Source organism: Variovorax sp. R-27 (genome assembly GCF_049913215.1).
Classification (GTDB): Bacteria; Pseudomonadota; Gammaproteobacteria; order Burkholderiales; family Burkholderiaceae_C; genus Variovorax.
The window spans coordinates 6,688,292-6,712,450 of sequence record NZ_CP183984.1; the positions used below are offsets into that span (position 1 = coordinate 6,688,292).

At 68.0% G+C, this 24,159-nt stretch carries 16 protein-coding genes; 3 read left to right on the forward strand and 13 right to left on the reverse strand.

Annotation, left to right across the window (positions count from 1 at the left end):
* Positions 1-134 precede the first annotated feature (134 nt).
* The gene (locus ACN9MV_RS31495) at positions 135-1,502 is read left to right on the forward strand and encodes an MATE family efflux transporter (RefSeq protein WP_426390818.1); all 1,368 of its coding nucleotides are present in this window, start codon (positions 135-137) and stop codon (positions 1,500-1,502) included.
* A 302-nt stretch (positions 1,503-1,804) separates the two neighbouring features.
* Here the strand turns inward: ACN9MV_RS31495 and ACN9MV_RS31500 are convergent, their stop codons facing one another.
* From ACN9MV_RS31500 to ACN9MV_RS31550, 11 genes are all read right to left on the reverse strand, one after another.
* On the reverse strand, positions 1,805-3,052 hold the full coding sequence (locus ACN9MV_RS31500) for an acyltransferase family protein (RefSeq protein ID WP_426390819.1): 1,248 nt from the start codon (positions 3,050-3,052) through the stop codon (positions 1,805-1,807).
* Positions 3,053-3,224: 172 nt separating this feature from the next.
* The gene (locus ACN9MV_RS31505; RefSeq protein ID WP_093055474.1) at positions 3,225-3,446 is read right to left on the reverse strand and encodes an MbtH family protein; all 222 of its coding nucleotides are present in this window, start codon (positions 3,444-3,446) and stop codon (positions 3,225-3,227) included.
* 29 nt (positions 3,447-3,475) lie between these two features.
* A complete protein-coding gene (locus ACN9MV_RS31510) occupies positions 3,476-4,795 on the reverse strand; it encodes a glycosyltransferase (RefSeq protein WP_426390820.1) in 1,320 nt (439 codons plus the stop codon).
* A 10-nt stretch (positions 4,796-4,805) separates the two neighbouring features.
* Entirely contained in the window at positions 4,806-12,311 is a 7,506-nt protein-coding gene (locus ACN9MV_RS31515; protein ID WP_426390821.1) for an amino acid adenylation domain-containing protein, read from the reverse strand.
* Between the two features lie 293 nt (positions 12,312-12,604).
* On the reverse strand, positions 12,605-13,606 hold the full coding sequence (locus ACN9MV_RS31520; protein ID WP_426390822.1) for a TRAP transporter substrate-binding protein: 1,002 nt from the start codon (positions 13,604-13,606) through the stop codon (positions 12,605-12,607).
* Positions 13,607-13,610: 4 nt separating this feature from the next.
* Positions 13,611-15,341, reverse strand: a complete 1,731-nt coding sequence (locus ACN9MV_RS31525) for an acetyl/propionyl/methylcrotonyl-CoA carboxylase subunit alpha (RefSeq protein ID WP_426390823.1) — start codon at positions 15,339-15,341, stop codon at positions 13,611-13,613.
* Positions 15,342-15,351: 10 nt separating this feature from the next.
* Positions 15,352-16,944 (reverse strand): 5-oxoprolinase/urea amidolyase family protein, encoded by a 1,593-nt coding sequence (locus ACN9MV_RS31530; protein ID WP_426393219.1) that lies wholly within the window; start codon positions 16,942-16,944, stop codon positions 15,352-15,354.
* 2 nt (positions 16,945-16,946) lie between these two features.
* The gene (locus tag ACN9MV_RS31535; protein WP_426390824.1) at positions 16,947-17,714 is read right to left on the reverse strand and encodes a LamB/YcsF family protein; all 768 of its coding nucleotides are present in this window, start codon (positions 17,712-17,714) and stop codon (positions 16,947-16,949) included.
* A 17-nt stretch (positions 17,715-17,731) separates the two neighbouring features.
* On the reverse strand, positions 17,732-18,409 hold the full coding sequence (gene pcp, locus ACN9MV_RS31540; RefSeq protein WP_307614645.1) for a pyroglutamyl-peptidase I: 678 nt from the start codon (positions 18,407-18,409) through the stop codon (positions 17,732-17,734).
* Between the two features lie 10 nt (positions 18,410-18,419).
* Positions 18,420-19,376 carry a DUF979 domain-containing protein gene (locus ACN9MV_RS31545; RefSeq protein ID WP_426390825.1) on the reverse strand — a complete coding sequence of 319 codons (957 nt, stop codon included), beginning with the start codon at positions 19,374-19,376 and terminating at the stop codon, positions 18,420-18,422.
* A gap of 2 nt (positions 19,377-19,378) precedes the next feature.
* A complete protein-coding gene (locus tag ACN9MV_RS31550) occupies positions 19,379-20,119 on the reverse strand; it encodes a DUF969 domain-containing protein (RefSeq protein WP_093055460.1) in 741 nt (246 codons plus the stop codon).
* Between the two features lie 292 nt (positions 20,120-20,411).
* On the opposite strand from ACN9MV_RS31550, the gene ACN9MV_RS31555 reads away from it, so the two are divergent.
* Positions 20,412-21,116: a GntR family transcriptional regulator gene (locus ACN9MV_RS31555; protein WP_354336702.1), complete on the forward strand. Its 705-nt coding sequence runs from the start codon at positions 20,412-20,414 to the stop codon at positions 21,114-21,116.
* Here ACN9MV_RS31555 and ACN9MV_RS31560 read toward each other — a convergent pair.
* Positions 21,113-21,271 carry a hypothetical protein gene (locus ACN9MV_RS31560; protein ID WP_218137500.1) on the reverse strand — a complete coding sequence of 53 codons (159 nt, stop codon included), beginning with the start codon at positions 21,269-21,271 and terminating at the stop codon, positions 21,113-21,115. The two genes, ACN9MV_RS31555 and ACN9MV_RS31560, sit on opposite strands and share 4 nt — an antisense overlap.
* Positions 21,272-21,345: 74 nt before the next feature.
* Here ACN9MV_RS31560 and ACN9MV_RS31565 point away from each other — a divergent pair, with 74 nt between their 5' ends.
* Positions 21,346-21,978 (forward strand): LysE family translocator, encoded by a 633-nt coding sequence (locus tag ACN9MV_RS31565; RefSeq protein ID WP_426390826.1) that lies wholly within the window; start codon positions 21,346-21,348, stop codon positions 21,976-21,978.
* A gap of 6 nt (positions 21,979-21,984) precedes the next feature.
* On the opposite strand, the gene recG is transcribed toward ACN9MV_RS31565, so the two are convergent.
* On the reverse strand, positions 21,985-24,111 hold the full coding sequence (gene recG, locus ACN9MV_RS31570) for an ATP-dependent DNA helicase RecG (protein ID WP_426390827.1): 2,127 nt from the start codon (positions 24,109-24,111) through the stop codon (positions 21,985-21,987).
* Positions 24,112-24,159 lie beyond the last annotated feature (48 nt).

Genomic DNA, 24,159 nt, shown 5'->3' on the forward strand with positions numbered 1-24,159 from the left:
GCGACTGCACATACGTCGTGGGCATGGGAAGTCGACGTTCGTAAGCATGCGAGTGCGCTCGGGCGCTAAGTAGTCGGTAGACCATCAGAGCGCTGGTAGAGTGAGCACTCCCGCCCCCGACACGAATCAACTCCGTGACCGCCGCTGCAAGACCTTCACCCCAAGAGACTTCGCGCCGATCTTTGGGGCAGCAGTTCATCATCTTTTTGCTCCCGCTGTTGCTGGGCAATGTGTTGCAAGCGCTGTCCAACACAATCAACGGCATCTTCCTCGGCCGTATGTTGGGCGCGAGTGCCATCGCCTCTGCTGCAGGGGTCTTTCCCGTTCTAATGTTCTTCACGGCCTTTGTGATCGGCCTTGGAACGGGTGCTTCGATCCTTGTGGGCCGTGCGTGGGGTGCCAAGGATCTCACCAAGGCGCAGGAGATCGCCGGAGCTGCGCTGGTCGGAGGTATGAGCCTGGGCCTTGTCGCTGCCTTGGTTGGCATCGTCTCCGTGGACACATGGCTGCAGTGGATGCACACCCCGCCAGAGATTCGGCAGGCGGCAACCGCCTACGCACGTATCGCCGTGCTGGCCTTTCCGGCGGTGTTTGTGTTCATGCTGATTTCCGCCGTATTGCGAGGCACTGGCGACACACGCACCCCGCTCTTCTCGCTCGCGATCGCTTGCGCCGCTTTGATTGTTCTGACGCCGACCCTCATTGGCGGAGCACTGGGCATGCCGCGTCTCGGGGTGGAAGGGGCTGCGCTAGCTAGCGCGTGTGCAACATTGCTCTCGCTCGTGTGGCTGATGCGTCATCTTGCGAAGAGGCGCTCACCTTTTGCCCTCGGCAGCATTGCACCGCATCTTCGCTTTAATCGCGCGATCCTATTTGAGATCGTACGACTCGGCGTGCCAACGGGGCTTTTCTTTGTCACCGGCTCGCTGGCGGACATGATATTGCTATCCCTGGTCAACAGCTACGGCGCCACGGCTACCGCTGCGTGGGGCGCGGTGAATCAGGTGATGGCCTACGTGCAGATGCCCGCTATGTGTATTGCCATCGCGGCCTCTGTATTCGCGGCACAAGCTATTGGGGCCAAAGAATTTGTTCGGGTTGGTCAGATCACGAACACTGGCATCTGGATGAACTTGGCGCTCACGGGAGGCGTGGCGACGATGGCAGCACTTTTCTCCTCAAGCGCTGTGCGCCTGTTCGTAGTTGAGCCTGAAGTTGTTCAGCTTGCCGGATCTTTGCTTCACATCACGGTCTGGGGCAGTGTCCTGTTTGGTATTGCCAGCGTGTTTAGTGGGGTGATGCGTGCCGCTGGGACAGTGCTCATCCCGACCACGATTTCACTCGCCTGCCTGGCAGTTTTATTGGTGCCGCTGGCCAGCTTTTTCGACGGGTTCTTTGGCATCCATGGGCTTTGGATGGCCTATCCAGCCACGTACGGGTGTGCCTTGTTGTTCCAGGCGCTGTACTTCTATCGAATCTGGAGGCGCGTGCCAACTGTTTGAGCGACTTCATTGCCAACTTTAGAAATGCGTCAGTTCGAAGAACAGCAATGAGCCAAGACGCAGCCATCGATCTCAGACGATGCTTGCCTTTGCGGGCGGGAAAAATGGGCGCACCAGCCGCTTACGCAGCGCCAACTTTCTGTTGCCAAGAAATTTCGTCTGTTCAAGATCAACTCTGTCAGCCAACTATTTGCGAACGCGCCAATTCTTCACGTGTCGCAGAAACCCGCGCAAAATGAGGCTCTGCAACCCACTTTCTGTTAACAGCTCCTAGGTCTTGGAGAGCGCAGATCCGCCCCCCCTCAGGGCCGGGCGCCCTGCGCGGCGGGCAGCCGGCGCAGGCCCGATCGCGCACGCTTGCCTTGCGCGATACCCGGCTTCTCGACCAGGCGGTAGCTGACGACCGAGGCGGCCACGAGCAGCAGCGCGCAGAGGATGCCCACCAGCCAGTACTGCAGCGCGCCGGTCATCGCGAAATCGCGCACCGGCGGTGCCGCGAAGACCACGGTCAGAACGAGCCCCTGCAGCAGATAGATGCTGTAGCTCACCGTGCTCATGCGCCGGGCCGCACGCGTGGCCAGCAGGCCGAACAGCGTGCTGCCGCGGCAGACCAGGTGGAAGAAGACCCAGAGCAGCAAGGCCTGAATGGGGCCGACCATGTGCTCGAACCAGAGGAACACGGCACCGAGGCAGACCAGTGCGAGCAGTGAAGCCGCCCATTCCGGCAGTCGCAGCCTCGCCATGCTCGCGCCATCGCGACGGATCAACCAAGCCGACAGCATGCCCATGAGGAACGACGCCAGCACCCACGCCAGGGCGCCGACCACAAGCAAAAGCGTCGGGTGCCAAAGCGAGCCGTCCGGCGAAAGCGCGGAGAACGTCAGCACCAGCAGGCACAGCAGCAAGGCACCGGCGACGAAGCGCGGCGTCCGCCCGCCGCGCGCGAGCGGTGCCATCAGCCGGAGCGATCCGTAGAACAGCCATTCCACAAAGACTGTCCAGGTCACGCCCGCGAGAATGAACCTTGTCCCGTCATAGCCGTTGATATCGGGCTGCATCGGCACGATGCCGAGGGCCAGCCACTGCAGCATCTCGCCCAGCACGGACCAGGCCGGCTCCTTGAGCTCGAACCCGGTTCTCCAGGCGACGATGAGAAACATCAGGCCCACCGCCACCAGGTACATCGGCCCGATGCGCCAGAGCCGGCCGACGTAGAGGCTCGTCCAGTCCGGCCGGCCCTTGGCGTCGAGCAATTTCCCCCAGAACAGGAAGCCGGTGATCATGAAGAAGACCGTTACGCCGACCTGCCCGAGCAGGGTGTGGAAGCCCGAGTGTGGAAACGTCCATTCGCCACGCTCGATGTAGCCATGGGTCACCATCAGGTGATGCACGAAGACGCTCAGCGCGAGAAAGCCGCGCAGCCCGTCGAGCGTCGCGGTGCGCTGGTCGCGCTGCGGTGGCTCATCGGCCGCGCGGAAAACCGGCAGCGCCAGTACGCCGAGCACGACCAGCACGAGCACGAAATACGGCCAGACGGACAAGACGCTCATCGCTGGCGCGGCCTGCCCTGTTGTTGCCTTCTTGCTCCAGGCGCCTTCGCAAGAACGCCGGCCCCCTCCCCCACTGGCTCGGTGCGTTCCTTGTTCAAGTCACCGGCAGCAGGCGACCGGAACCGCGACGCATACGCCCAGGCAGCGCCGCGCCGATGCAGGGCAAACACCCTCATGCCTTGGCGGCATCGAGATCCATGGCCGCAAGGGATCGCGGCCGCATGTCGGTCCAGTTCGCCTCGATGAAGGCGCTGCAGGCCGCCCTGTCGGTCGCGGCCAGCGCGACCTGCCAGCCGGCGGGCACCTCGATGAAGCTCGGCCACAGCGAGTGCTGGCCTTCTTCATTTACCAGCACCAGGAAGGTGGCGTTCTTGTCGTCAAACGGGTTGCTCATGGTCGATTTCCTTGAATGGGTTCAGGCGTTCAAGCCATTTCCACGGACTCGGGGGCTGCCTCGCGCAGTGCCACGAGGGCCGTGGTGATTTCGGTCAATGCGTGATGGCGCGCGAAGTCCTCGCGCAGCACGCCCGCACGCTGGCGGTAGCTGGGTTCGCTCAACAGCCTGCGCACGGCGTCGCCGATCTGGCGTGCACTCGGCTGGCCGTTGCCGAGGTTGATGCCCGCGCCCGACCACGCCACGCGCGCGGCGATCTCGGGCTTTTCCTCGGTGGCGCCGGCCACGACCAGCGGCACGCCGAGGCTCAGCGCATGGTTGACCGAGCCGTAGCCGCCGTTGGTCACCATCGCATGCACCTTGGGCAGCAGTCGGTCGTAGGGCAGGAACGGCAGCACGCGGGCGTTGGCGGGAACCGCCATGTTCAGCGCGGCCGGCAGCGGGCCGCCGGTGGTGGCGATGACCTGGATGTCCTTCACCCCGGCCAGCGCCTGCAATGTCGGGCCGATCAACTGCGCCGGGTTCTGGTTGGCCAGCGTGCCTTGCGTGACCAGCACGACCGAGCGGCCGTCGTCCAGCTCGTGCCACCAGTCGGGCGGCGTGAAGTCGCGGCTGGCGGGCGCAAGCAGCGGGCCGACAAAACGCACCGAGGCGGGCAGGTCGCTGCGCGGGTATTCGAAAGACGCCGCCGTCAGCTGCAGATACAGGTCCGGCAGCTTGACCATGGCGTCGATGAAGAAGTCCGGCAGCGCGGGCAGGCCCGCGCACGTCAGCAACGCATCGAAGTAGCGCTGCACCTCGCCGAACATCGCCTGCTTGAGGTTGGCGTTCATCGCCCGGTTGCGCACGCGCCCTTCCGGCGTGGACGACGGCGGCAGCGCGGTGCCGAAGAAGGCCGTGTCGCAGCTGGACAGCGGCAGCGCCGAGATGCCGATGGCAACGATCGCCGGGCGATGCTCGCGCGGCCCCAGCAGCAGCGGAAAGGTGCCGCAGAACATCGTGTCGACCACGATGGCGTCGGCCTCAAAGTTCTCCAGGATCGCGCCCAGGCCGGCCCGCTGCGCGGCCATGGCGTCGGCAAAGAAGTGCTTCAGGCCGAAGCACAGCTGCGCATGCGCAGACGGCAGGCGCTGGCGCTGCGGAAAGCGCTGGTCGAGCTCGCGGTAGTCGAAGTCGATCGCGGCGTCGAAGGCGGTGAAGCTTGCGCCGGTGGCCTCGGCCTGCGCCCGGAACCGGCTCGCGGTGTGCACCCGCACCTCGTGCCCGAGGTTCACCAGATGCTGGGCGATGGCCAGCATCGGCAACACGTGTCCCGGCAATGCGGTTGCCGCGATGAGATAGCGTGCCATGTCGGGTCTCCTATGAAGCGCTGGTTTCCAGGGCACGGCGTGCCTTGGTGTCAATGCCGAGGTCGACGAAGTAGCGCTGCAGCAGTTCGCGGTCCACCGGGCGGATCGCCGCGCCGATAGCTTCGAGCTGTGCATGCGTGGCCGCGCCGCTGACCTGCGGCGGCGTGGCCGAGGTGTCGTAGCGGTCGAGAATCGCCAGCACCGCAGCAAGGTCGCGGTCCTGCCCCACGGCGAGCCGTGCATGCGCACGCTCCAGCCAGGGCTCGAGCCCCACCGGTTCGAGCCGCATGCCAAGCCGCTCGAACACCGGCGGAATGTCGCGCACCCGCAGCGCCTCCTGGCTCATCAGGTGGAACACCTGGCCCCACGACGTCTGCTGGCCCGCAAGGCCGAGGATGGCGCGCGCCACGTCGTCCACCGGCGTCAGGTTGAGCGGCAGGTCCATGTCGGGAATCGCTTCCAGGTCGGCATAGAGATGCGCCACGCGCCAGATCAGGTCGTCGGCGTTGCAGATCGCGTGGGTGTGGTCGCCGGTGACCGCCCCCAGCCGGTAGATCGCGACCGGCATGCCGCGCGCCTGCGCCACGCGGGCCAGCGCATCGCCGACCCATTTGCTCTGGCTGTAGCCGTCGACCAGCCCGCTCCACGAAGCGAGAGCCGACTGCTCGGTGACCGTGCCGTCCTTGTTGTTCTGGTCGATCACCGCCAGCGTCGAGACGTAATGCATGCTCTTGGGCCGGCCCTGCGACGTCCACTCGAGCAGCGTGACCACGCTGTCGACGTTGGCGGGCTTCAGGCTGGCATAGGGATGCAGGAAGTCGACCTGCGCGGCGCAGTGGTAGATGGCGTCGCAGCCGTCGCGCACCAGTTGCACGGCGCTGTCGTCGAGGCCGAGCAGCGGCTTGCCGAGGTCGCCGGTGACGACCTTGATGCGCGTGTCGTTCCAGATCGCGCCGAGCTGGCGCTGGGCCAGCGTGAGCTTCAGGCGGCGCTTGCCCGCCTCTTCGTCGGCGGCGCGCACGTGGCAGACCACGCAGGCCGATGTGTCGCGCAGCAGCGCAGCCAGCAGGTGGCTGCCGACGAAGCCGCTGGCGCCGGTCAGGAACACGCGCTTTGCAGCCAGCGGCGGCGAAGCATCCTGGCTGCGGATGTGCGCGGGCAGATCGAGTTCGCGCGACAGGTCCAGCGCCTCGGCCGTGCCGGCAGAGTCGTCGAGCCACGCGGCGAGTTCGGCGACAGTCGGTCGGTTGTAGACCTCGGCGTGCGGGAAGTCCGCACGCACCTGCTGGCGGATGCGCATGCCGAGCTGGATGGCCATCAGCGAATGCCCGCCGAGCTCGAAGAAGTTGTCGTGGATGCCGACGCGTTCCAGGTGCAGCGTCTCGGCCCAGAGCGCGGCCAGCTGCCTTTCTGTGGGCGTGCGGGCTTCGGCATACGGTGCGGCGGCCTGCTGCTCGGGCGCCGGCAATGTCTTGCGGTCGAGCTTGCCGCTCTGGGTCAGCGGCAGGAACGGCAGGTGGACGAAGGCCGAAGGCACCATGTAGTCGGGCAGCGCCTTCGCCATGTGGGCGCGCAACTCGATCGGCTGCGGATCGGCCGCAGCGACCACGTAGGCCACGAGGCGCTTCTCGCCCGGCACGTCCTCGCGGACGATCACTGCCGCCTGCGTCACCAGCGGGTGCTGCAGCAGCACCGATTCGATTTCGCCCAGCTCGATGCGGAAGCCGCGGATCTTCACCTGCTGGTCGGCGCGGCCCAGGAAGTCGAGGCTGCCGTCGCCGCGCCAGCGCACCAGGTCGCCGCTGCGGTACATGCGGCTGCCGGGTTCGCCGAAGGGGTTGGCGATGAAGCGTTCGGCACTGAGCAGCGGGCGGTTCAGGTAGCCGCGCGCCACCCCGCTGCCGGCGATGTAGAGCTCGCCCGCGACACCGGGCGGCACCGGCTGCAGGCTGTCGTCGAGCACGTACACCCGCGTGTTCCAGACCGGCTGGCCGATGGAGGGCTGCTCTTCGGCATTCATCGGCGCGCTCGTGCTCGCGCAGATGGTGATCTCCGTCGGGCCGTACGCATTGATCATGCGGCGGCCTTGCGACCAGCGCGCGGCCAGCGCGGCGGGGCAGGCATCGCCGCCCACCACCAGCGTCTGCAGATGCGGGAATTCGCCGTGCGGCAGGGTTGCCAGCGCGGCGGGCGGAATCAGCGCATGACTCACGGCCTGGCGCTCGAGCAGCTCGGCCAGTTCCGTGCCCAGCAGTTGCTGCGGCGACGGCACCACCAGCGCGGCGCCGGCGTGAAAGGCCATCAGCAGGTCCATCACCGAAGCGTCGAAGCCGCTGGAAGAGAACTGCAGCACGCGCGAGTCGTGGCCGATGGCAAAGCGCTGCGCCATCGATGCGCCAAGGCTGCTCAGGCCGGCATGCGGCACCACCACGCCCTTGGGCAGGCCGGTGGAGCCGGAGGTGTAGATGACGTAGGCGGCATCGCGCGCATCGACCGCTCGCGACTGCGCCACGGGGTCGTCAGACTGGATCGCCAGTGCGGCGACCGTTTCGTCGCTGTCGAGCGCCAGGCAATGCGGAATGCCGGCCAGCTCCGGCAGCAGCGATGCATGGGTCAGCACGCCTGCGGGCGCCGCCTCGCCGAACACGAAGGCACTGCGCCCGGCCATGTGATTCGGGTCGATGGGCAGGTAGGCCGCGCCTGCTTTCACGATGGCAAGGTGCGCCACGACGAGATCGAGCGAACGCGGCAACACCGTCGCAACGATGGCGCCGGCGCCGATGCCCCGGCCCCGCAGCAGGTGCGCAAGCCGGTTGGCCCGCACGTCGAGCGCGGCGTAGCTGACGGTCGCGCCGTCGAGCACCACCGCCGGTGCATTCGGACGCTCGGCGGCGTGCGACTCCACCATGGCGGCCAGCGAGAGCGGCGCGATGTCGAGCGTGCTGCCGCTCCAGTCGGCAAGCATGCGTTGGTCTTCCTCTTCGCTCAGGATGTCCAGGCTGCCCAGCGCGGCGTCGGGCGCGTCGCAGGCCTGCTCCAGCAGGCGCACCAGTCGCGCCGCGATGGCTTCGACGGTGCTGCGGTCGAACAGGTCGGTGCTGTACTGGATGCCGCCGGCAATGCCGCCCGGCAGACCATCGGCGCCGCGCAGTTCGTCGAGGATGAAGGACAGGTCGAACTTGGCGGTGTCCACGGCCACCGGCTGCGGCGTGATCGACAGGCCGGGCAGGCTGAACGACAGCCGGTTGCCGCCCTGCTGGAATCCCAGCATGACCTGGAACAGCGGCAGGTTGGCGCCCGAGCGCTGCGGCCGCAGCAGTTCCACGATCCGGTCGTACGGGAACTCCTGGTTCGCGTACGCGGCAAGGTTGGTGGCCCGCACCCGCGCGACGAGGTCACGCAGGCCCGGCTGCCCCGAGGTGTCGGTGCGCAGCACCAGCGGGTTGACGAAGCAGCCGATCAGGTCGTCCAGCGCGTGATCGCTGCGGCCGGCAACCGGCGTGCCGATGACGATGTCGTCTCCCGCGCCCAGCCGGTTCAGCAAGCCCGCGAGCGCGGCCTGCAGCACCATGAAGACGCTGGCCTGGCCGTCGCGCGCCAGCTGCAGCATGCGTTCGTGCACATGCGCCGGTATCTGCACCGGCACCACGTCGCCGTGGTAGCTGGGAACGGCCGGGTGCGGACGGTCGACCGGCAGGCTCAGCCGCTCCGGCAGGTCGCGCAGGGTCTCGCGCCAGAACTCGCGCTGGCGGCCGGCCATGCTCTCGGCGTCGTCTTCGCTGCCGAGCAGTTCCTGCTGCCACAGCGCGTAGTCGGCATATTGCAGCGGCAGCGGCGACCAGCCGGGCGCCTTGCCTTCGCTGCGTGCGGCGTAGCCGATGCTCAGGTCACGCGCCAGCGGCAGCAGCGAGGCGCCATCGCCGACGATGTGGTGCGTCAGCAGCAGCAGCACGTGCTCGTCGGCGGCCAGCCTGAACAGATGGGGGCGCAAGGGGGCCGTGTTGCCGAGGTCGAAACCGAGGCGTGCCGCGGCGTGCAACTGGGCAGCGATCTCGTCTTCGCTGCTGTCGGCTTCGATCAGCAGCGCGCGCGCTTGTGCGCCATCGAGGATCTGCTGGTACGGCAGCCCGTCTTCGTTCTGGTAGATGGTGCGCAGGCTTTCGTGGCGCTGCACCAGGTCGTCCAGCGCGGCCTGCAGCGCATCGCGGTCGAGCACGCCCGAAAGGCGCAGGGCCAGCGGCATGTTGTAGGCCGGGTTCGAGTTCTCGAGCTGGTTCATCAGCCACAGGCGGCGCTGCGCGAACGACAGCGGAATGCGCGCCGGGCGCGGCATCGGCGTGAGGCTGGGCCGCGCCTGCGAGGCCTGGTCGAGCAGCTCCGCGAGGCCGGCGATGGTGGAGACCTGGAACAGCGTGTCCAGCGGCAGGTCGATCATGAACTGCTGCCGGATCATCGAGATCAGCTGCACGATCATCAGCGAGTGCCCGCCGAGCTCGAAGAAGTTGTCGTTGATGCCGACGCGCGGCAGGTGCAGCGTCTCGGCCCAGAGCCCCGCGAGGATGCGTTCGGTGGGCGTGCGAGGCGCGGCATAAGGCGTGGCCGCCTGCAGTTCGGGCGGCGGCAGCGCCTTGCGGTCGAGCTTGCCGCTCGGGCCCAGCGGCAAGGCCGGCATGCCGACGAAGGCCGAGGGCACCATGTACTCGGGCAGCGTTTGCGCGAGGTGGGTGCGCAGCTCGGCTGCCTGCGGGTCGGCCGCATCGGCCGCCACGACGTAGGCCACAAGGCGCTTCTCGCCCGGCACGTCTTCACGCGCGATCACCGCGGCCTGCGCGACTTGCGGATGCTGCAGCAGCGCCGATTCGATCTCGCCCGGCTCGATGCGCAGGCCGCGGATCTTCACCTGCTGGTCGGCACGGCCGAGAAAGTCCAGGTTGCCGTCGGCGCGCCAGCGCGCGAGGTCGCCGGTGCGGTACATGCGGCTGCCGGGTTCGCCGTACGGGTTGGCAATGAAGCGCTCGGCGCTCAGCAGCGGGCGGTTCAGATAGCCGCGCGCCAGGCCGATGCCCGCGATGTACAGCTCGCCGGTCGTGCCGGGCGGCACCGGCTGCAGGCCGCTGTCGAGCACGTGCATCTGCGTGTTCCAGATCGGGCGGCCGATCGGAACGGTAGGAACGGCAGGCACGCTCTTCGACGACTGCTCGTCTTCGGACGTGCGCGGGCACTCCCACGAAGTGACGTCGACAGCGGCCTCGGTCGGCCCGTAGAGGTTGTGCAACTCGCACGGCAGGATCTGCTGGAACTGCGATTGCAGCGCGGGCGACAAGGCCTCGCCGCTGCAGATCACGCGCCGCAGCGAGGTGCAGCTGGCGGCCATGGGTTCGAGCAGGAAAACCTCCAGCATCGACGGCACGAAGTGGATCGTGGTGATGCCTTCGTCCGCGATCAGCCCCGCGAGGTATGCGGCGTCCTTGTGGCCGCCCGGCTTTGCCAGCACCAGCGTGGCGCCGTCGATCAGCGGCCAGAAGAATTCCCACACCGACACGTCGAAGCTCGACGGCGTCTTCTGCAGCACGCGGTCATCGGCCTGCAGGCCGTAGCGGTCCTGCATCCAGCGCAGGCGGTTGACGATGGCGCGGTGCGACACGACCGCGCCCTTCGGCTTCCCGGTCGAGCCCGAGGTGTAGATCACGTAGGCCGGGTGCGAGGGATCGATCGCGACGGCGGGGTCGGTTTCGGCGCAATTCGCCAGATCCGCAAACGTTTGCGCTACATCGAGCAGAAGTTTCGGGGCGTCTGCCGGCAGCGACTCCGCGAGCGCTGCGGTGGTGACCAGGCACACCGGCTGCGCGTCGCCGAGCATGAAGGCGATGCGGTCCTGCGGAAAGTCCGGGTCGACGGGCAGGTAGGCGGCGCCGGTCTTCAGCGTGGCAAGCAAGGCCACCATCAGGTCCAGCGAACGCGGAATGGCCAGCGCCACGGTGCGCTCCGGGCCCGCGCCGCGTGCGCGCAGCAGGTGCGCGAGACGGTTGGCGCGCCGGTTGAGCTCGTCGTTGCGCATGTCCTCGCCGGCGAAGCGCAATGCGATGGCCTGCGGGTTGGCGGCAAGCTGTGCCTTGATCAACGCGGTGAGATGGGTGTCGGGCACCGCATGGGCCGTGTCGTTCCACGTCACCAGCAGTTGCTCGCGCTCGCTGGCTTGCAGCAGGTCGATGTGGCCGATGGCCTGGTCGGGCTGGCGGATCACTGCCGTCATGAAGGCAAGCAGCCGGCGCTGGTGATCGGCCAGCTCCTGCGCGGTGTAGACCGCCGGATTGGCGTCGAAGTCGATCTGCAGGTCCTGCCCGTTGCCGCGCTCGTACAGGAAGATGCCCAGGTCCTCTGCCGTGCCGTTGGACAGGTTGCGCGGCTTGGCGGCATGCCCGGCAAAGCGGAAGTCGTAGTCGAAGGGCTCGACGTTGACCACGGTGGTGAACAGCTGCCGGTTGTTGACCAGCATGTTCAGGTCGCTGCGCAGGTGCTCGTAGCGGTACGACTGGTGCCGCAAGATCTGCCGCATCTGCCGGCCCACTTCGTTGATGAGCTCAGGCACCGGCAGGTCCGGGCGCATCGCGAGCCGCAGCGGCAATGCGTTCGCTACCATCGCGGGCACGCGCCGCATGCGATCGTTGTGGCGCGCCGTGACGGGAATGCCGATCACCATGTCCTCGATGCCGGTGGCGCGGTACAGGTAGGCCGCGGTGGTGGCAATCAGGATCTGCGGCAGCGTGGTGCCCAGTTGCTGCGCGATGTCCGCCAGGGCCCGCACGCTGGCGGCCGGCAGGTGCGCCGTCTGGCGCAGCAGGCCGCCGACGTTGACCGAGCGATGCGAAGCAAGGCTCAGCGGATCGGGCGCGTCGCCGAAGCGCTCCGTCCAGTACTGGCGGTCGCGCGGAAAGCGGCCGGACTCGCGGTAGGCCTTCTCTTCCTCGGCCAGTTGCGAGATGGGCGCGATGCGCGAAGCCTCGGGCACCTCGGTGCCGTTGATGCGTGCGGTGTAGACATCGGCGAAGCGGCGCGCAACCAGGCCGCCGCCGAAACCGTCGAGCACGATGTGATGGCTGCGGTGGTACCAGATGTGGCGCTCGGGCGCGATGCGGATCAGCGCGGACATCCAGAGCTGGTCCCGCGCCAGGTCATCCTTGCGGCTGAAGTCGGCGTGCATCCACGACTGCGCGGCGGCGGCCGGATCCTCTGCGCCGCTGAAATCCAGGTAAGGCATTTCGCGCATGAAAGCGGGCGCGACGATCTGGCGAGGCCCCTGCGGGGTGTCGGCAAAGCTCAGGCGCGTGGCCTCGGCTTCTTCGGTCACCTGCCGCATGGCGGCCATGAAGACGGCGGGATCGATCCAGCCGTCGATTTCTATGGCTTCGGCGAGATTGAAGTTGGTGTCGGGCGAGGCGAATTTCGCGCCGAGCCACATCGCCATCTGACCCGAGGTAAGGGCAGATGCGGCGCCCTGGGGATCGACCGTGCTCATGAACTTCTCCACGTCTTGAATTGAATCGGCAGCGATCGAATCCCTCAGGAAACAATCGCAAACTCCGAATCAATGTACAAGCTGTTTCAACAATTTCAGAGACAGCTTTCCGGGTGAAAACATTTCACGTGGAGCTTTGAGCGCGAAAGATTTCATCGCAAAGCGATCACCCAATTCGCGGTTTCCGGAATTGGGAATCTTTAGTCGTATTGCGAAAAAAAACCGCTACAAAAGCATGTTGCGGTGCAGCAACTTCTTCAGCGGCGAGTAGGGTCTTCCCTCTGTTCGCCGCCTCACCGCTTGTCGAAATACGGAATGAAAACGCCGTTGGCGGCCACGCCCACCTGCTTGACCCAGTCCAGCGAGAAGTGCTCGCCAAGGCGCTGCAGGTCACGGTTGAACAGGAAGGACACCTGCTCGATCTTCATGCCGTTGCGCCGCAATTCGTCCATGGAGCGTGCTGCTGCGGCAGCGCTGTTCGCCCAACCGCGCAATTCGGCGGCCGCAGCGGCGGCCTTCAGCGCATCGCGCGAAGGCGCCTCGAGGGCGCTCCAGGCCTTGTCGTTGACGAACACGAGGTTCTTGGGAAACCAGGCATTGATCTCGTAGAAGAAGCGCATGGATTGCCACACCCGGCTCTCCACGCCCGTGACGGCGGAGGTCATCATGCAGTCGATGCGGCCGTCCGCCAGCGCCTTGTCGAGCTCCGTGGCCGGCACGTCGACAGGCACCGCCCCCATCAGCGTCGCGATGCGCGCGGTGGTGGCGTTGTAGGCACGCATCCGCATGCCGCGCAGGTCGCTCATCGCGCCGAGCGGCTTGGTCGAGTACAGGCCCTGCGGCGGCCACGCCACGGCGTAGAGCACGCGCAGCCCGCGCTCGGCGAAGGCCTGTTCGATCAGCGGGCGCTGGATGCGCCAGAGCCGTTGCGCGTCGGCATAGCTGCTGGTGATGAACGGGACGGAATCGGCGCCGGCCAGCGGCACGTCGGCAGCAAGGCTGCTCATGATGGCTTCGCCGGCCTCGATCTTGCCGTCCTGCACCGCCGCACGGATCGCGTTCAGCGCGAACAGCGAATTGCCGGCGTGGATCTCGATGCGCAGTTGCCCTGCGGTCGCGAGCCCGACCTCCTTCGCCATGGCCAGCAGGTTGGCCGTGTGGAAGTTTTCCGCCGGATAGCCGGTGGCCAGCCGCCACACCGTCGCCCCGGGAGCGGCAGATGCGGCGCAAGACAAGGCGCCCGCACCGCCCACCAGCAGTGCGAAGGTCCGGCGGGTGATGAGGGGCTGGCTCATGGCCTCAGCCGATGGTCGCAATGGCGGCGCCGGCCGCCACATAGCCGCCAGCGGCGACCGAGAACGCGATGCGTCCGGCGCGATGCGCGAGCACCTGCATTTCCATCTTCATCGCCTCCATCACGGCAATGACACTGCCCGCTGCGACCTCGTCGCCGTCAGCGACCTTCCAGCCCTGCACCGTGCCGGAGACCGGTGCGGCCACGGCAGCGGCGTCCACCACTGCTGCCGCTTCAACCGGTGCAGCGCCCGCGCCGCCAGCGGCCGCCGACAGCCCGCTCAGCAGCACGGCAGGCAGGCCCAGCGACATCCGCCGCCCATCCACCTCGATCGACGTGCGCAGCAGGGCCGCATCGGGCAACGGGTCCGGCCGCATAGCTGCGGCCTCGCCGTTCGCAAAGTCGGTCTCGATCCAGCGCGTGTGCACCTTGAAGGCATCGCCGGACACGAAGTCGGGGTGCGCCATCACGGCACGATGAAACGGCAGCACCGTGGGCAGGCCCTCGATGCGGAACTCCTTCAGCGCACGACGCGCCCGCGCAATGGCCTGCTCGCGCGTGGCGCCGGTGACGATGAGCTTGGCCATCAGCGAATCGAAGGTGCCCGGCACCTGCGAGCCGGCATCCACACCGGCATCGACACGCACGCCGGGGCCCGAAGGCGCATCGAACACCTTGACCGGCCCGGGCGAAGGCATGAAGCCGCGCCCCACGTCCTCGGCGTTGATGCGGAACTCGAACGCATGGCCGCGCGGCACCGGCGTCTGCTTGATCGACAGCGGCAGGCCTTCGGCAATGCGCAGCTGCTCGATCACGAGGTCGATGCCCGTGGTTTCCTCCGTCACCGGATGCTCCACCTGCAGCCGCGTGTTCACTTCGAGAAAAGAGATCGCACCGCTCGCGCTCAGCATGAACTCGACCGTGCCGGCGCCCGTGTAGCCGGCTTCCGCGCAGATGTCGCGTGCCGACTGGTGCATGCGTTCGCGCTGCTCGTCACTCAGGAAGGGCGCGGGCGCCTCTTCGACCAGCTTCTGGTTGCGCCGCTGCAGCGAGCAGTCGCGCGTGCCGAGCACCACAACGTTGCCGTGCGTGTCGGCCAGCACCTGCGCCTCGACGTGGCGCGGGCGGTCGAGGAACTGCTCGACATAGCACTCGCCGCGACCGAAGGCCGTGACGGCCTCGCGCACCGCCGATTCGTAGAGGCCTTCAACCTCGTCGAGCCGCCACGCCACCTTGATGCCGCGGCCACCGCCGCCGAACGCGGCCTTGATCGCAACCGGCAATCCGTGCTTCTCGGCGAAGGCAAGCACCTCGCCAGCGTTCTTCACCGGATCGGCCGTGCCCGCGACCAGCGGCGCGCCGACCTTCATCGCGAGCTTGCGGGCCTGCACCTTGTCGCCCAGCATCGCGATCGCGGCCGGCGACGGGCCGACCCACGTGAGGCCGGCGTCGATGACGGCCTGCGCGAACGCCGCACTCTCCGAGAGAAAGCCGTAGCCCGGGTGCACCGCGTCGGCGCCGCTGCGCGCGGCCACCGCCAGCAGCTTGCCGATGTTCAGGTAGGTGTCGGCGGGCTTGTTGCCATCGAGCCCGTAGGCCTCGTCGGCCATGCGAACGTGCAGCGCATTCAGGTCGGCGTCGGCATACACCGCGACCGATTGCACGCCGTGGTCGGCACAGGCGCGTGCGATGCGCACGGCAATTTCGCCGCGGTTGGCGATCAGGAGTTTTTTCATCGGGAGGCTCTCACGGTGCAAAGGTTTCGACGAAGCCGGCGTCGGCCATCGGCTTGAAGCGGACGCGCGCATTCACGGGAATCTGCCCCGCGCGGTCGAGGTGGTGGGTGGCGACGGAGGCGATCACGGGATAGCCGCCGGTCAGCGGATGGTCGGCCAGGAACAGCACGGGCTGGCCGCTGGGCGGCACCTGGATCGAGCCGCGCGCCGTGCCCTCGCTGGGCAGCTCTGCGTGATTGGCGCGTGCCAGCGGCACCTCGCCCGCGAGCCGGATGCCGACGCGGTTCGATTGCGGCGTGACCGCCCACGGCTGGCTGCACAGCAGCTCGACCGCATCGGGCGTGAACCAGTCGGTACGCGGGCCGAACACGATGTCGAGCACGACTTCTTCCGGCACGGTGGGCAGGTCCGCCGGTGGCGTTTCGGGCGCACCGACCACGGCGCCGGTTGCCACCGCGCGCACGGGCAGCACGTCGCCCGTGGCGATGGCTGGCGGGCCGACGCGGGCCAGCGTGTCGGTCGAGAGACTGCCCAGCACGGGCGAGATGTCGAAGCCTCCGCGCACGGCGATGTAGCTGCGGATGCCGGCCTGCGGCTCGCCGAGCGCAAGCACGTCGCCATCGGCCAGCGCGATGGGCTGGTAGCGCGGCAGCGGCCACTTCGCGCCATCGGCACGGGTCAGCGTGACGGAGCCGTCAGCGCCGGTGATGGCGACCACCGCGTCGCCACGGCAAGCGAGCTGGAAGCCGCCATAGGCAATCTCCACGCAGGCCGTGTCCGATGCGTTGCCGACCAGCCGGTTGGCCGCCTGCAGCGAACGCTGGTCCATCGCGCCGGAGGCCGACACGCCCTGCCCGGCCTGGCCATGCCGGCCGCCGTCCTGCAGCAGTGCCTGCAGGCCCGCAGCGCGAATCTCGAAGGCGCAGCCGCCTTCCACGGCAGCGGGTTGCGAAGGCGCGGATGCCACGGTCACAGGCACAGCCTGCGGCAATCCGGTGACATCCACGAAGCGCACCGCGTCGCCCGGCTGCAGCAGCGCCGGCGTCTCGCGCGCCAGGTCCCACATCGGCGCATCGGTGATGCCGATGATCTGCCAGCCGCCAGGGCTGGCCTGCGGGTAGACGCCGCTGAAGCTGCCCGCAAGGCCGACCGCGCCCGCCGGAATGCGCGTGCGCGGCACCGTGCGGCGCGGCACGTTCAGGCTCGGGTGCCCGCCCGAGAGATAAGCAAAGCCCGGCGCGAAGCCGGTGAAGGCGACGGTGTAGTCGCTGCCGGTGTGGCGGCGAACCACCTCCTCGGGCGCGATGCCCAGCAGACCGGCCACCTCGGCCAGGTCTTCGCCGTCGTAGCGCACGGGAATCTCGATGCGCTTGTCGATGCGCGTCTCGCGAGCGTCGAGGCTGCGCCCGCCGACCTGCCGCACCAGTTCATCGGCCGTGATGGCGGCCGGGCGGAAAGTGATCAGCAACGTGCGCGCCGCAGGCACCAGTTCTTCGACGCCCGCGATGGGTTCGGCGCGCAGCGAGGCCAGCAGCGCGAGGGTTTGCGGCAGGTCGTCGAGCTCGACCAGCACGGCGTTCAAATTGACCGGCAGGAAGCGCATCGTCATGCGGCTGAATCCACGAAGGAGCGGATCGTCACGCCTGCCTGTTCGAGCCGCGCGCGCACCTGCCGCGCCATCTCGACCGCGCCCGGGCTGTCGCCGTGCACGCAGACCGATTCGGCTTCGATGCGCACCGTGCTGCCGTCGACGGCCGTGACCACGCCGTCGGTGGCCAGCCGCAGCATGCGCGCGGCCACTTCGTCGGCGTCGTGCAGCACCGCGCCGGGTTCGCGGCGCGACACCAGCGTGCCCTGCGGCGTGTAGGCGCGGTCGGCAAAGGCTTCGGCCACGGCGCGCAGGCCTTCGCCGCGCGCCCAGCCCAGCAGCGGCGAACCCGCCAGCGCCACCAGGCACAGGCCGGGGTCGATCTCGCGGATGGCAGCGATCACGTCGCGCGCCTGGCGCTCGTCGTGGGCGATGGTGTTGTAGAGCGCGCCATGCGGCTTCACGTAGCGCACGGTGGTGCCGGCGGCGGCGGCAAGGCCTTTGAGTGCGCCGATCTGGTAGATGATGTCGGCGCGCAGGTCGGCGCTGTCGACGTCCATGTTGCGGCGCCCGAAGCCCACCAGGTCGCGGTAGGCCACGTGAGCGCCGACGGCAACGCCCCGCTCCTTCGCCTGGCGCAGCGTGCGCAGAATGCCCGCCGGGTCGCCCGCATGGAAGCCGCAGGCCACATTGGCGCTGCTCACGAGGGAAAGCATGGCGGCGTCGTCGCCCATGCGCCAAACGCCAAGGCTCTCGCCGAGGTCGCTGTTCAAGTCGATGTTCATCGTTGGTCCCAGGGTCATCAATGCAGGCGGCCGGCGGTCTCGCGCACGTCGTCGCGCACGGTGAGCGCGGTGCGTATCGCCACGCGGAAGGCTTCGACCTGCGTGGCCAGCGCCATGCTGGCCACGCCCGGCTTGGAGGCCGCCTGCTCGGGCAGGTAGGGCACGTGGATGAATCCGCCGCGCGTGTGTGCGAGCGCCGGGCTCGTCGCGATGCGGTGCATCAGCGCATAGAAGATGTGGTTGCACACGAAGGTGCCGGCAGTATTGGAAACCGCCGATGGCAGCCCTGCTGCGCGCATGTCGCGCACCATGGCCTTGATCGGCAGCGTCGAGAAGTAGGCCGCCGGCCCACCCGCGACCACCTCGGTGTCGATGGGCTGGTAGCCCGCGTTGTCGGGGATGCGCGCGTCGTCGACGTTCAGCGCGGCGCGCTCCAGCGAGATCTCGGTGCGCCCGCCTGCCGCGCCGATGCACAGCACCAGCCGTGGGGGCGGCCCCACCAGCGCCTCGTCGAGCGTGTCGATGGCGCGGCCGAACACGCAGGGCAGCTGCACCGCCTGCACCACGGTGCCTTCGCAGGCCCAGCCGTCGAGCGAGCGCGCGATTTCCCACGCGGGGTTGACGGGATCGTTCTCGAAAGGCTCGAAGCCCGCGAGCAGCACGCGGGGCGCCGCGCCATCGGTGGTCTTCGTCATGCTCGGCGCCTCAGCGGAACATCAGGAAGTACATCAGGAAGATGTTGACCACCAGCAGCGCGGCCGCGGTCGGTATCTGCACCTTGATCACCGCGTTCTTGTCGGGCAGCTCCAGCAGCGCCGCCGGCACGATGTTGAAGTTGGCCGCCATCGGCGTCATCAGCGTCCCGCAGTAGCCCGAGAACATGCCGATGGCCGCCATCACCGCCGGGTCGCCGTGGTACACGCCCACCAGCACCGGCACGCCGACGCCGCCCGTCATCACCGGGAAGGCCGCGAAGCCGTTGCCCATGATGATGGTGAAGAGCGCCATGCCCAGCACGTACACCGTAACGGCGACGAAGCGGATGTCCATGTTGATGTAGCTCGTGGTGATGTACGCCACGGCCTTGCCCACGCCCGCGTCGGAGAACACCAGGCCCAGCATGCCCAGCATCTGCGGCAGCACCACGGCCCAGCCCAGCGCGTCGGTCAGGCGGCGCGACTCGCGCATGCCCTGCACCGGCGTCTCGCGCGTCAGCCAGCAGGCCAGCGCCAGCGCCACCACGCAGCCCACGCCCAGGCTCACCAGCGTGGTGTTCTTGGGGTCGAGCAGGAAGGCGTCGCCGATCTTCACCTTGCTCATCAGCACGGTGCCGATGACGGTGACCAGCGGAATCGCCAGCGCCGGCATGAAGAGCTTGTTACCCAGGCGCCTGGCGCTGGTTTCGTACTCGGCCGGCGTGGGCTCCTTGTGCTTGCCCGCGCCAACGCCGCGCAGGCCGGCAATGACGGCCATGCCGATGGCGCCCACGCCGACCCATGCGGGCGGCAGCTTGTCGCCGACCAGGAAGACCAGCGAATAGAGCCCCCAGAACAGCGCGCTGGTGTAGCGCTTGGGGTGCTGGCGGTCGGCCAGCGTCATGACTGCCGTGATCGCGAGGATCAGGCCGACCAGGATGTACAGGTGCTGGATCGAGAGAATCATGATCAACGGCCTTCCTGCGTGGCCGGAACGGCGGGCGCATCGGACGCCGGTGCGCCGCCCAGTTCACGTGCCAGCGACTGATCGAGCCGGCGCAGGCGCCAGGCGTGGATGATGAAGGCGGCAATCGCGGTCGGGATGCCCCACAGCGCGATGTGCAGCGGCTCGACGTCGATGCCGGCCTCGTGCAGGAAGGTGCTCATCAGCACGATGGCGCCGAAGGCCACGAAGATGTCTTCGCCGAAGAACAGGCCCACGTTGTCGGTGGCCGCCGCATAGGCGCGCAGCTTGTGGCGGATGCGGTCGGGCAGCTTGCCGTAACGGGTTTCGGTGGCGCCTTCGGCCATGGGCGCGAGCAGCGGGCGAACCATCTGCGGGTGGCCGCCCAGGCTGGTCAGGCCAACTGCCGCCGTGAGTTCGCGCGCCGCGAGGTAGACGATCAGCAGGCGCCCGGCGGTGGCCGACTTGATGCGGCTGATCCAGTTCTGCGCGTGCTGGCGCAGGCCGTGCCGTTCGAGCAGCCCGATCACCGCCAGCGGCAGAAGAATGATCAGCGGCAGGTTGCGGGTCTTGATGAACCCGGTGCCGATGGCCGTGAGGATCGCCATCGGGCCGAAGCCCGCGGCGATCGCCGTGGCGATGGCCGTGACGATCACCACCAGCATCGGATTGAAGCGCAGGATGAAGCCCGCAATGATCACGGCGACGCCGATCAGCGGCCACAGATGAGGGATGTCAGGAGTCATGTTGGTCTTTCGGTTCTGGATTCGGAGACACCTTGCGCGGGGGCGCCGGCAAGCCGCTTCTTGCAAACTGCGTGCCAATGAATGAGCAATTTAAATCATATGAATCACTCATTTCTCATAAATTGTTGAACAATTTGTGCGAGTGTGCCCAACAACAGTGCTTGACTGACCCCATGAAAACCCTGAGCGTGTCAACACTTGGTGCATCGGGCGGCGGCCGCGCGGGTGCCGTCCGGCGGGGAAAACCTGCTACAAACGCCCGGACTCCCCGCTCCTTCCACCCCCTTCCGGCATGACTCCATTGGCCTCCCCGACTTCACCTGCCTCGCCAGCCGCCGGCGCGCAGACGCTCAACGACAGGGTTGCGGAGCTCATCCGCCAGAAGATCGTGAAGGGCGAGTTCTCGCCGGGGCAGCGGCTGTCGGAGGCCGCGCTGGCCGACAGCTTCGAGATTTCGCGCAACACCCTGCGCGAGGTGTTCCGCACGCTGACCAAGGAAGGGCTGCTCAAGCACGCGCCGAACCGCGGCGTGTTCGTGGCGGTGCCGAGCATCGCGTCGATCATCGACATCTACCGGGTGCGCCGCCTCATCGAATGCCAGGCGCTGGCGCAGGCCTACCCGCGCCACCCGGCCAAGAAGCACATGCGCGAGGCGGTGGAAATGGCGCTGAAATGCCGCGACGCAGGCGACTGGCTGGGCGTGGGTACAGCCAACATGGAGTTCCACAAGGGCATCGTGGAGCTGGCCGACAGCGAGCGGCTGAACGTGCTGTTCGCGCACATCCTGGTCGAGCTTCGGCTGGCCTTCGGCCTGCTCAAGGACCCGGAGTTCCTGCACGCGCCCTACGTGGACATGAACACGAAGCTGCTCGAACTCATCGAGGCCGGCAAGTTCGCCGAGGGAGCGGTGGCGCTCAACGACTACCTCATTCACTCCGAGCGCATCGTGCTCGCGGTCTACGCGCGGCAGATGCCGGAAAGCGGCATCGACAACTAGGCAGCCGCCAGTTCGAGCTTCATGCCTTCGTGCGTGGCCTCGAACCCCAGGCGCTCGCGCGCTGCGCCGAGCACGTCGTCGGCCAGCATGGCAGTGATGGCGGGGAGATCAACCTGTACGGCCTTGCGTATCTTCAGAGGGGAATTCGTTGTCATGGCATTCGCCGCGGCTTTCTCGGGATGAGCTGAAATAATGGCAGCCCCTGCAACGCCCCGCCGACGGACCCGCCATGACCCTGTCTGCCTACCTGCTCTTCCTGCCGGCCTGCTTCGCCATCAACATGGCCTTCGGCCCCAACAACCTGCTGTCGGTGACCAACGGCGCAAAGCACGGCGTGTCGCCGGCGGTGATCGCGGCCAGCGGCCGGCTGGTGGCCTTCGCGATCATGATCGCCATCGCGGGGCTGGGCATGGGCGCGGTGCTGGTGGCGTCGGAGCTGGCCTTCGATGTCATCAAGTACATCGGCGCGGCGTATCTCGTGTGGATCGGCATCCGCCTGCTGCGCGCCCCAGCGCCCACGGCCGAGGTGCAGGCGCGCGACGCATCCGCGCCGCCCTCCATGCGCGCGCTGGCGCGGCAGGAGTTCACCGTGGCGGCGGGCAACCCGAAGGCCATCCTGGTGTTCACCGCCTTCTTTCCGCAGTTCGTGGTGCCCGGTGCCTACGCCTCCAGCTACATGCTGCTGGGCGTGACCTTCCTGGTGTTCGAGCTGATCGCGATCGCGCTCTACGCGATGCTCGGCGCGCGCATGCGCCGGCTGGCCGATGGCAGCCGTGCGATGCGCTGGTTCAACCGGGTGAGCGGCAGCATGATGGTCGGCTTCGGCCTCATCCTGGCCTTCACGCGCCGTCCTGCAGCCTGATCTTCCTCAGGCCTTCAGGTACTCGGCCTTGGTGCCGAGCCAGCGGTCGATGTGGCGCTGGGCCAGGTCGGGATGCTTGCGGAGCATGACCGGCGCGAGTTCACGGGCCCAGTCGAGCAGCAGCGTGTCGGTCGTGAGGTCGGCAAAACGCAGCAGCGGTGCGCCCGACTGCCGCGCGCCAAGGAATTCGCCGGGCCCTCGAATCTCCAGGTCGCGCCGGGCGATCTCGAAGCCGTCGCTGGTCTCGGCCATCGCCTTGAGCCGCGCACGCGCCGCCTCGCCGACGCGGCCGCTGTCGCCCGGCGCATAGAGCAGCACGCAGGCCGAGGCCGCCGCGCCGCGCCCCACGCGGCCGCGCAGCTGGTGCAGCTGCGAGAGGCCGAAGCGCTCGGCATGCTCGATCACCATCAGCGAGGCATTCGGCACGTCGACGCCCACTTCAATCACGGTCGTGCTCACCAGCACCTGGATTTCGTTGGCGGTAAATGCGGCCATCACCGCCTGCTTCTCGGCCGTGGGCATGCGCGAGTGCAGCAGGCCGACCTGGATGGGCTCGCCCAGCGTCTCGGCCAGTTCGTCGCGCGTTTCGGTCGCGTTGCGCAGATCAACCGCTTCGCTCTCCTCGATCAGCGGACACACCCAGTACACCTGCCGGCCCTGCGCGATCTGCGCATGGATGCGGTCGATGACTTCATCGCGCCGGTGGTCGGCCACCAGCTTGGTGACGATGGGCGTGCGGCCAGGCGGAAGCTCGTCCAGCGTCGACACGTCGAGGTCGGCGTAGTAGCTCATCGCGAGCGTGCGGGGGATGGGCGTGGCGCTCATCATCAGCAGATGCGGCTCCAGGTGCCCGCCGGCCTTGCCGCGCAAGGCCAGGCGCTGCGCCACGCCGAAGCGATGCTGCTCGTCGATGATGGCCAGCGCGAGATTCTTGAAGCGCACCTTCTCCGAGATGACCGCGTGGGTGCCGATGACCAGCGCCGCCTCGCCGCTTTCGACGGCGGCGGACATCCCATCGCGCTCCTTCTTCTTCTGGCTGCCCGTGAGCCACGCCACGCGCAGGCCGCGCTCGGCCAGCAACGGATCGAGCCAGCCGACGAGCTTGCCGAAATGCTGCGCCGCGAGGATTTCGGTGGGGGCCATCAGCGCACACTGGAAACCCGCGTCGATGCAGCGCGCCGCCGCGAGCGCCGCCACCACGGTCTTGCCCGAGCCCACGTCGCCCTGCAGCAGCCGGTGCATCGGTATCTCGCGGCCCAGGTCGCGCGTGATCTCTTCGCCCACGCGTTGCTGTGCGCCGGTAAGGCCGAAGGGCAGCACCGCGAGCAGCTGCGCGTGCAGCGAGGTAGCGACCGGCTCGGCAGGCGCGGGCAGCACCGGCGCACGCTGCGCCGCGCGCTCCAGCCGGGCCTGCAATTGCGACAGCTGCTGCGCGAGCAGTTCCTCGGCCTTGATGCGCTGCCAGGCCGGATGACTGTGGTCTTCGAGCGTGGCCATCGCCACGTCGGGCGTCGGGTAGTGCAGGAAGCTCAGCGAGGCGCGCAGGTCCCACGCACCGCGCGGGCCGATCTGCACGGGAATCGTCTCGTCGAGCACCGCGCGGGCAAGACCCGAACGCACCTCGCGCCGCAACACAGGCTGCGCGAGCCCGGCCACGGTCGAATACACCGGCGTGAGCGCATTCGGCAGCGCGGTGCCGGCCGCCTTCACGGTCGGATGCATCATCTGCCGCCCCACGAAACCGCCACGCATCTCGCCCCGCACGCGCACCCGCGCGCCGATCGCCAGCTGCTTCTGCTGCGAGGGATAGAAGTTGAAAAAGCGCAGCTGGCAGGTGTCGCTGCCGTCGTCGATGGTGGCCAGCAACTGGCGGCGCGGGCGGTACACCACCTCGCATTCGGTGACGACGCCCTCGACCTGCGCCATGTCGCCGTCACGCGTGTCGGCGAGCCGCACGATGCGCGTCTCGTCCTCGTAGCGCATCGGCAGGTAGAGCGCAAAGTCGATGTCGCGCACGAGGCCGAGCTTGCGCAGCGCGCGCTGCACGAGGCTCAGGCCCGAACCTGGTGCCGCCGGTGCCGCAGGCGCGGCTGCGGTCTTTTCGGGCGGTTCGGGCTTGGACGCGGCGGGCATGGGACAATTCTGCCCGGCTCCCGCCCTGTTTTTTCTTTTCCCCATGCC

Bases quoted from the DNA above. Each gene is read 5' to 3' on its own strand.
- ACN9MV_RS31510 (WP_426390820.1), bottom strand. From the start codon at position 4,795: ATGGCACGCTATCTCATCGCGGCAACCGCATTGCCGGGACACGTGTTG.
- ACN9MV_RS31560 (WP_218137500.1), bottom strand. From the start codon at position 21,271: ATGACAACGAATTCCCCTCTGAAGATACGCAAGGCCGTACAGGTTGAT.
- ACN9MV_RS31535 (WP_426390824.1), bottom strand. From the start codon at position 17,714: ATGAACATCGACTTGAACAGCGACCTCGGCGAGAGCCTTGGCGTTTGG.
- ACN9MV_RS31525 (WP_426390823.1), bottom strand. From the start codon at position 15,341: ATGAAAAAACTCCTGATCGCCAACCGCGGCGAAATTGCCGTGCGCATC.
- ACN9MV_RS31515 (WP_426390821.1), bottom strand. From the start codon at position 12,311: ATGAGCACGGTCGATCCCCAGGGCGCCGCATCTGCCCTTACCTCGGGT.
- ACN9MV_RS31545 (WP_426390825.1), bottom strand. From the start codon at position 19,376: ATGATTCTCTCGATCCAGCACCTGTACATCCTGGTCGGCCTGATCCTC.
- ACN9MV_RS31500 (WP_426390819.1), bottom strand. From the start codon at position 3,052: ATGAGCGTCTTGTCCGTCTGGCCGTATTTCGTGCTCGTGCTGGTCGTG.
- ACN9MV_RS31505 (WP_093055474.1), bottom strand. From the start codon at position 3,446: ATGAGCAACCCGTTTGACGACAAGAACGCCACCTTCCTGGTGCTGGTA.
- ACN9MV_RS31520 (WP_426390822.1), bottom strand. From the start codon at position 13,606: ATGAGCCAGCCCCTCATCACCCGCCGGACCTTCGCACTGCTGGTGGGC.
- recG (WP_426390827.1), bottom strand. From the start codon at position 24,111: ATGCCCGCCGCGTCCAAGCCCGAACCGCCCGAAAAGACCGCAGCCGCG.
- pcp (WP_307614645.1), bottom strand. From the start codon at position 18,409: ATGACGAAGACCACCGATGGCGCGGCGCCCCGCGTGCTGCTCGCGGGC.
- ACN9MV_RS31550 (WP_093055460.1), bottom strand. From the start codon at position 20,119: ATGACTCCTGACATCCCTCATCTGTGGCCGCTGATCGGCGTCGCCGTG.
- ACN9MV_RS31555 (WP_354336702.1), top strand. From the start codon at position 20,412: ATGACTCCATTGGCCTCCCCGACTTCACCTGCCTCGCCAGCCGCCGGC.
- ACN9MV_RS31565 (WP_426390826.1), top strand. From the start codon at position 21,346: ATGACCCTGTCTGCCTACCTGCTCTTCCTGCCGGCCTGCTTCGCCATC.
- ACN9MV_RS31530 (WP_426393219.1), bottom strand. From the start codon at position 16,944: ATGCGCTTCCTGCCGGTCAATTTGAACGCCGTGCTGGTCGAGCTCGAC.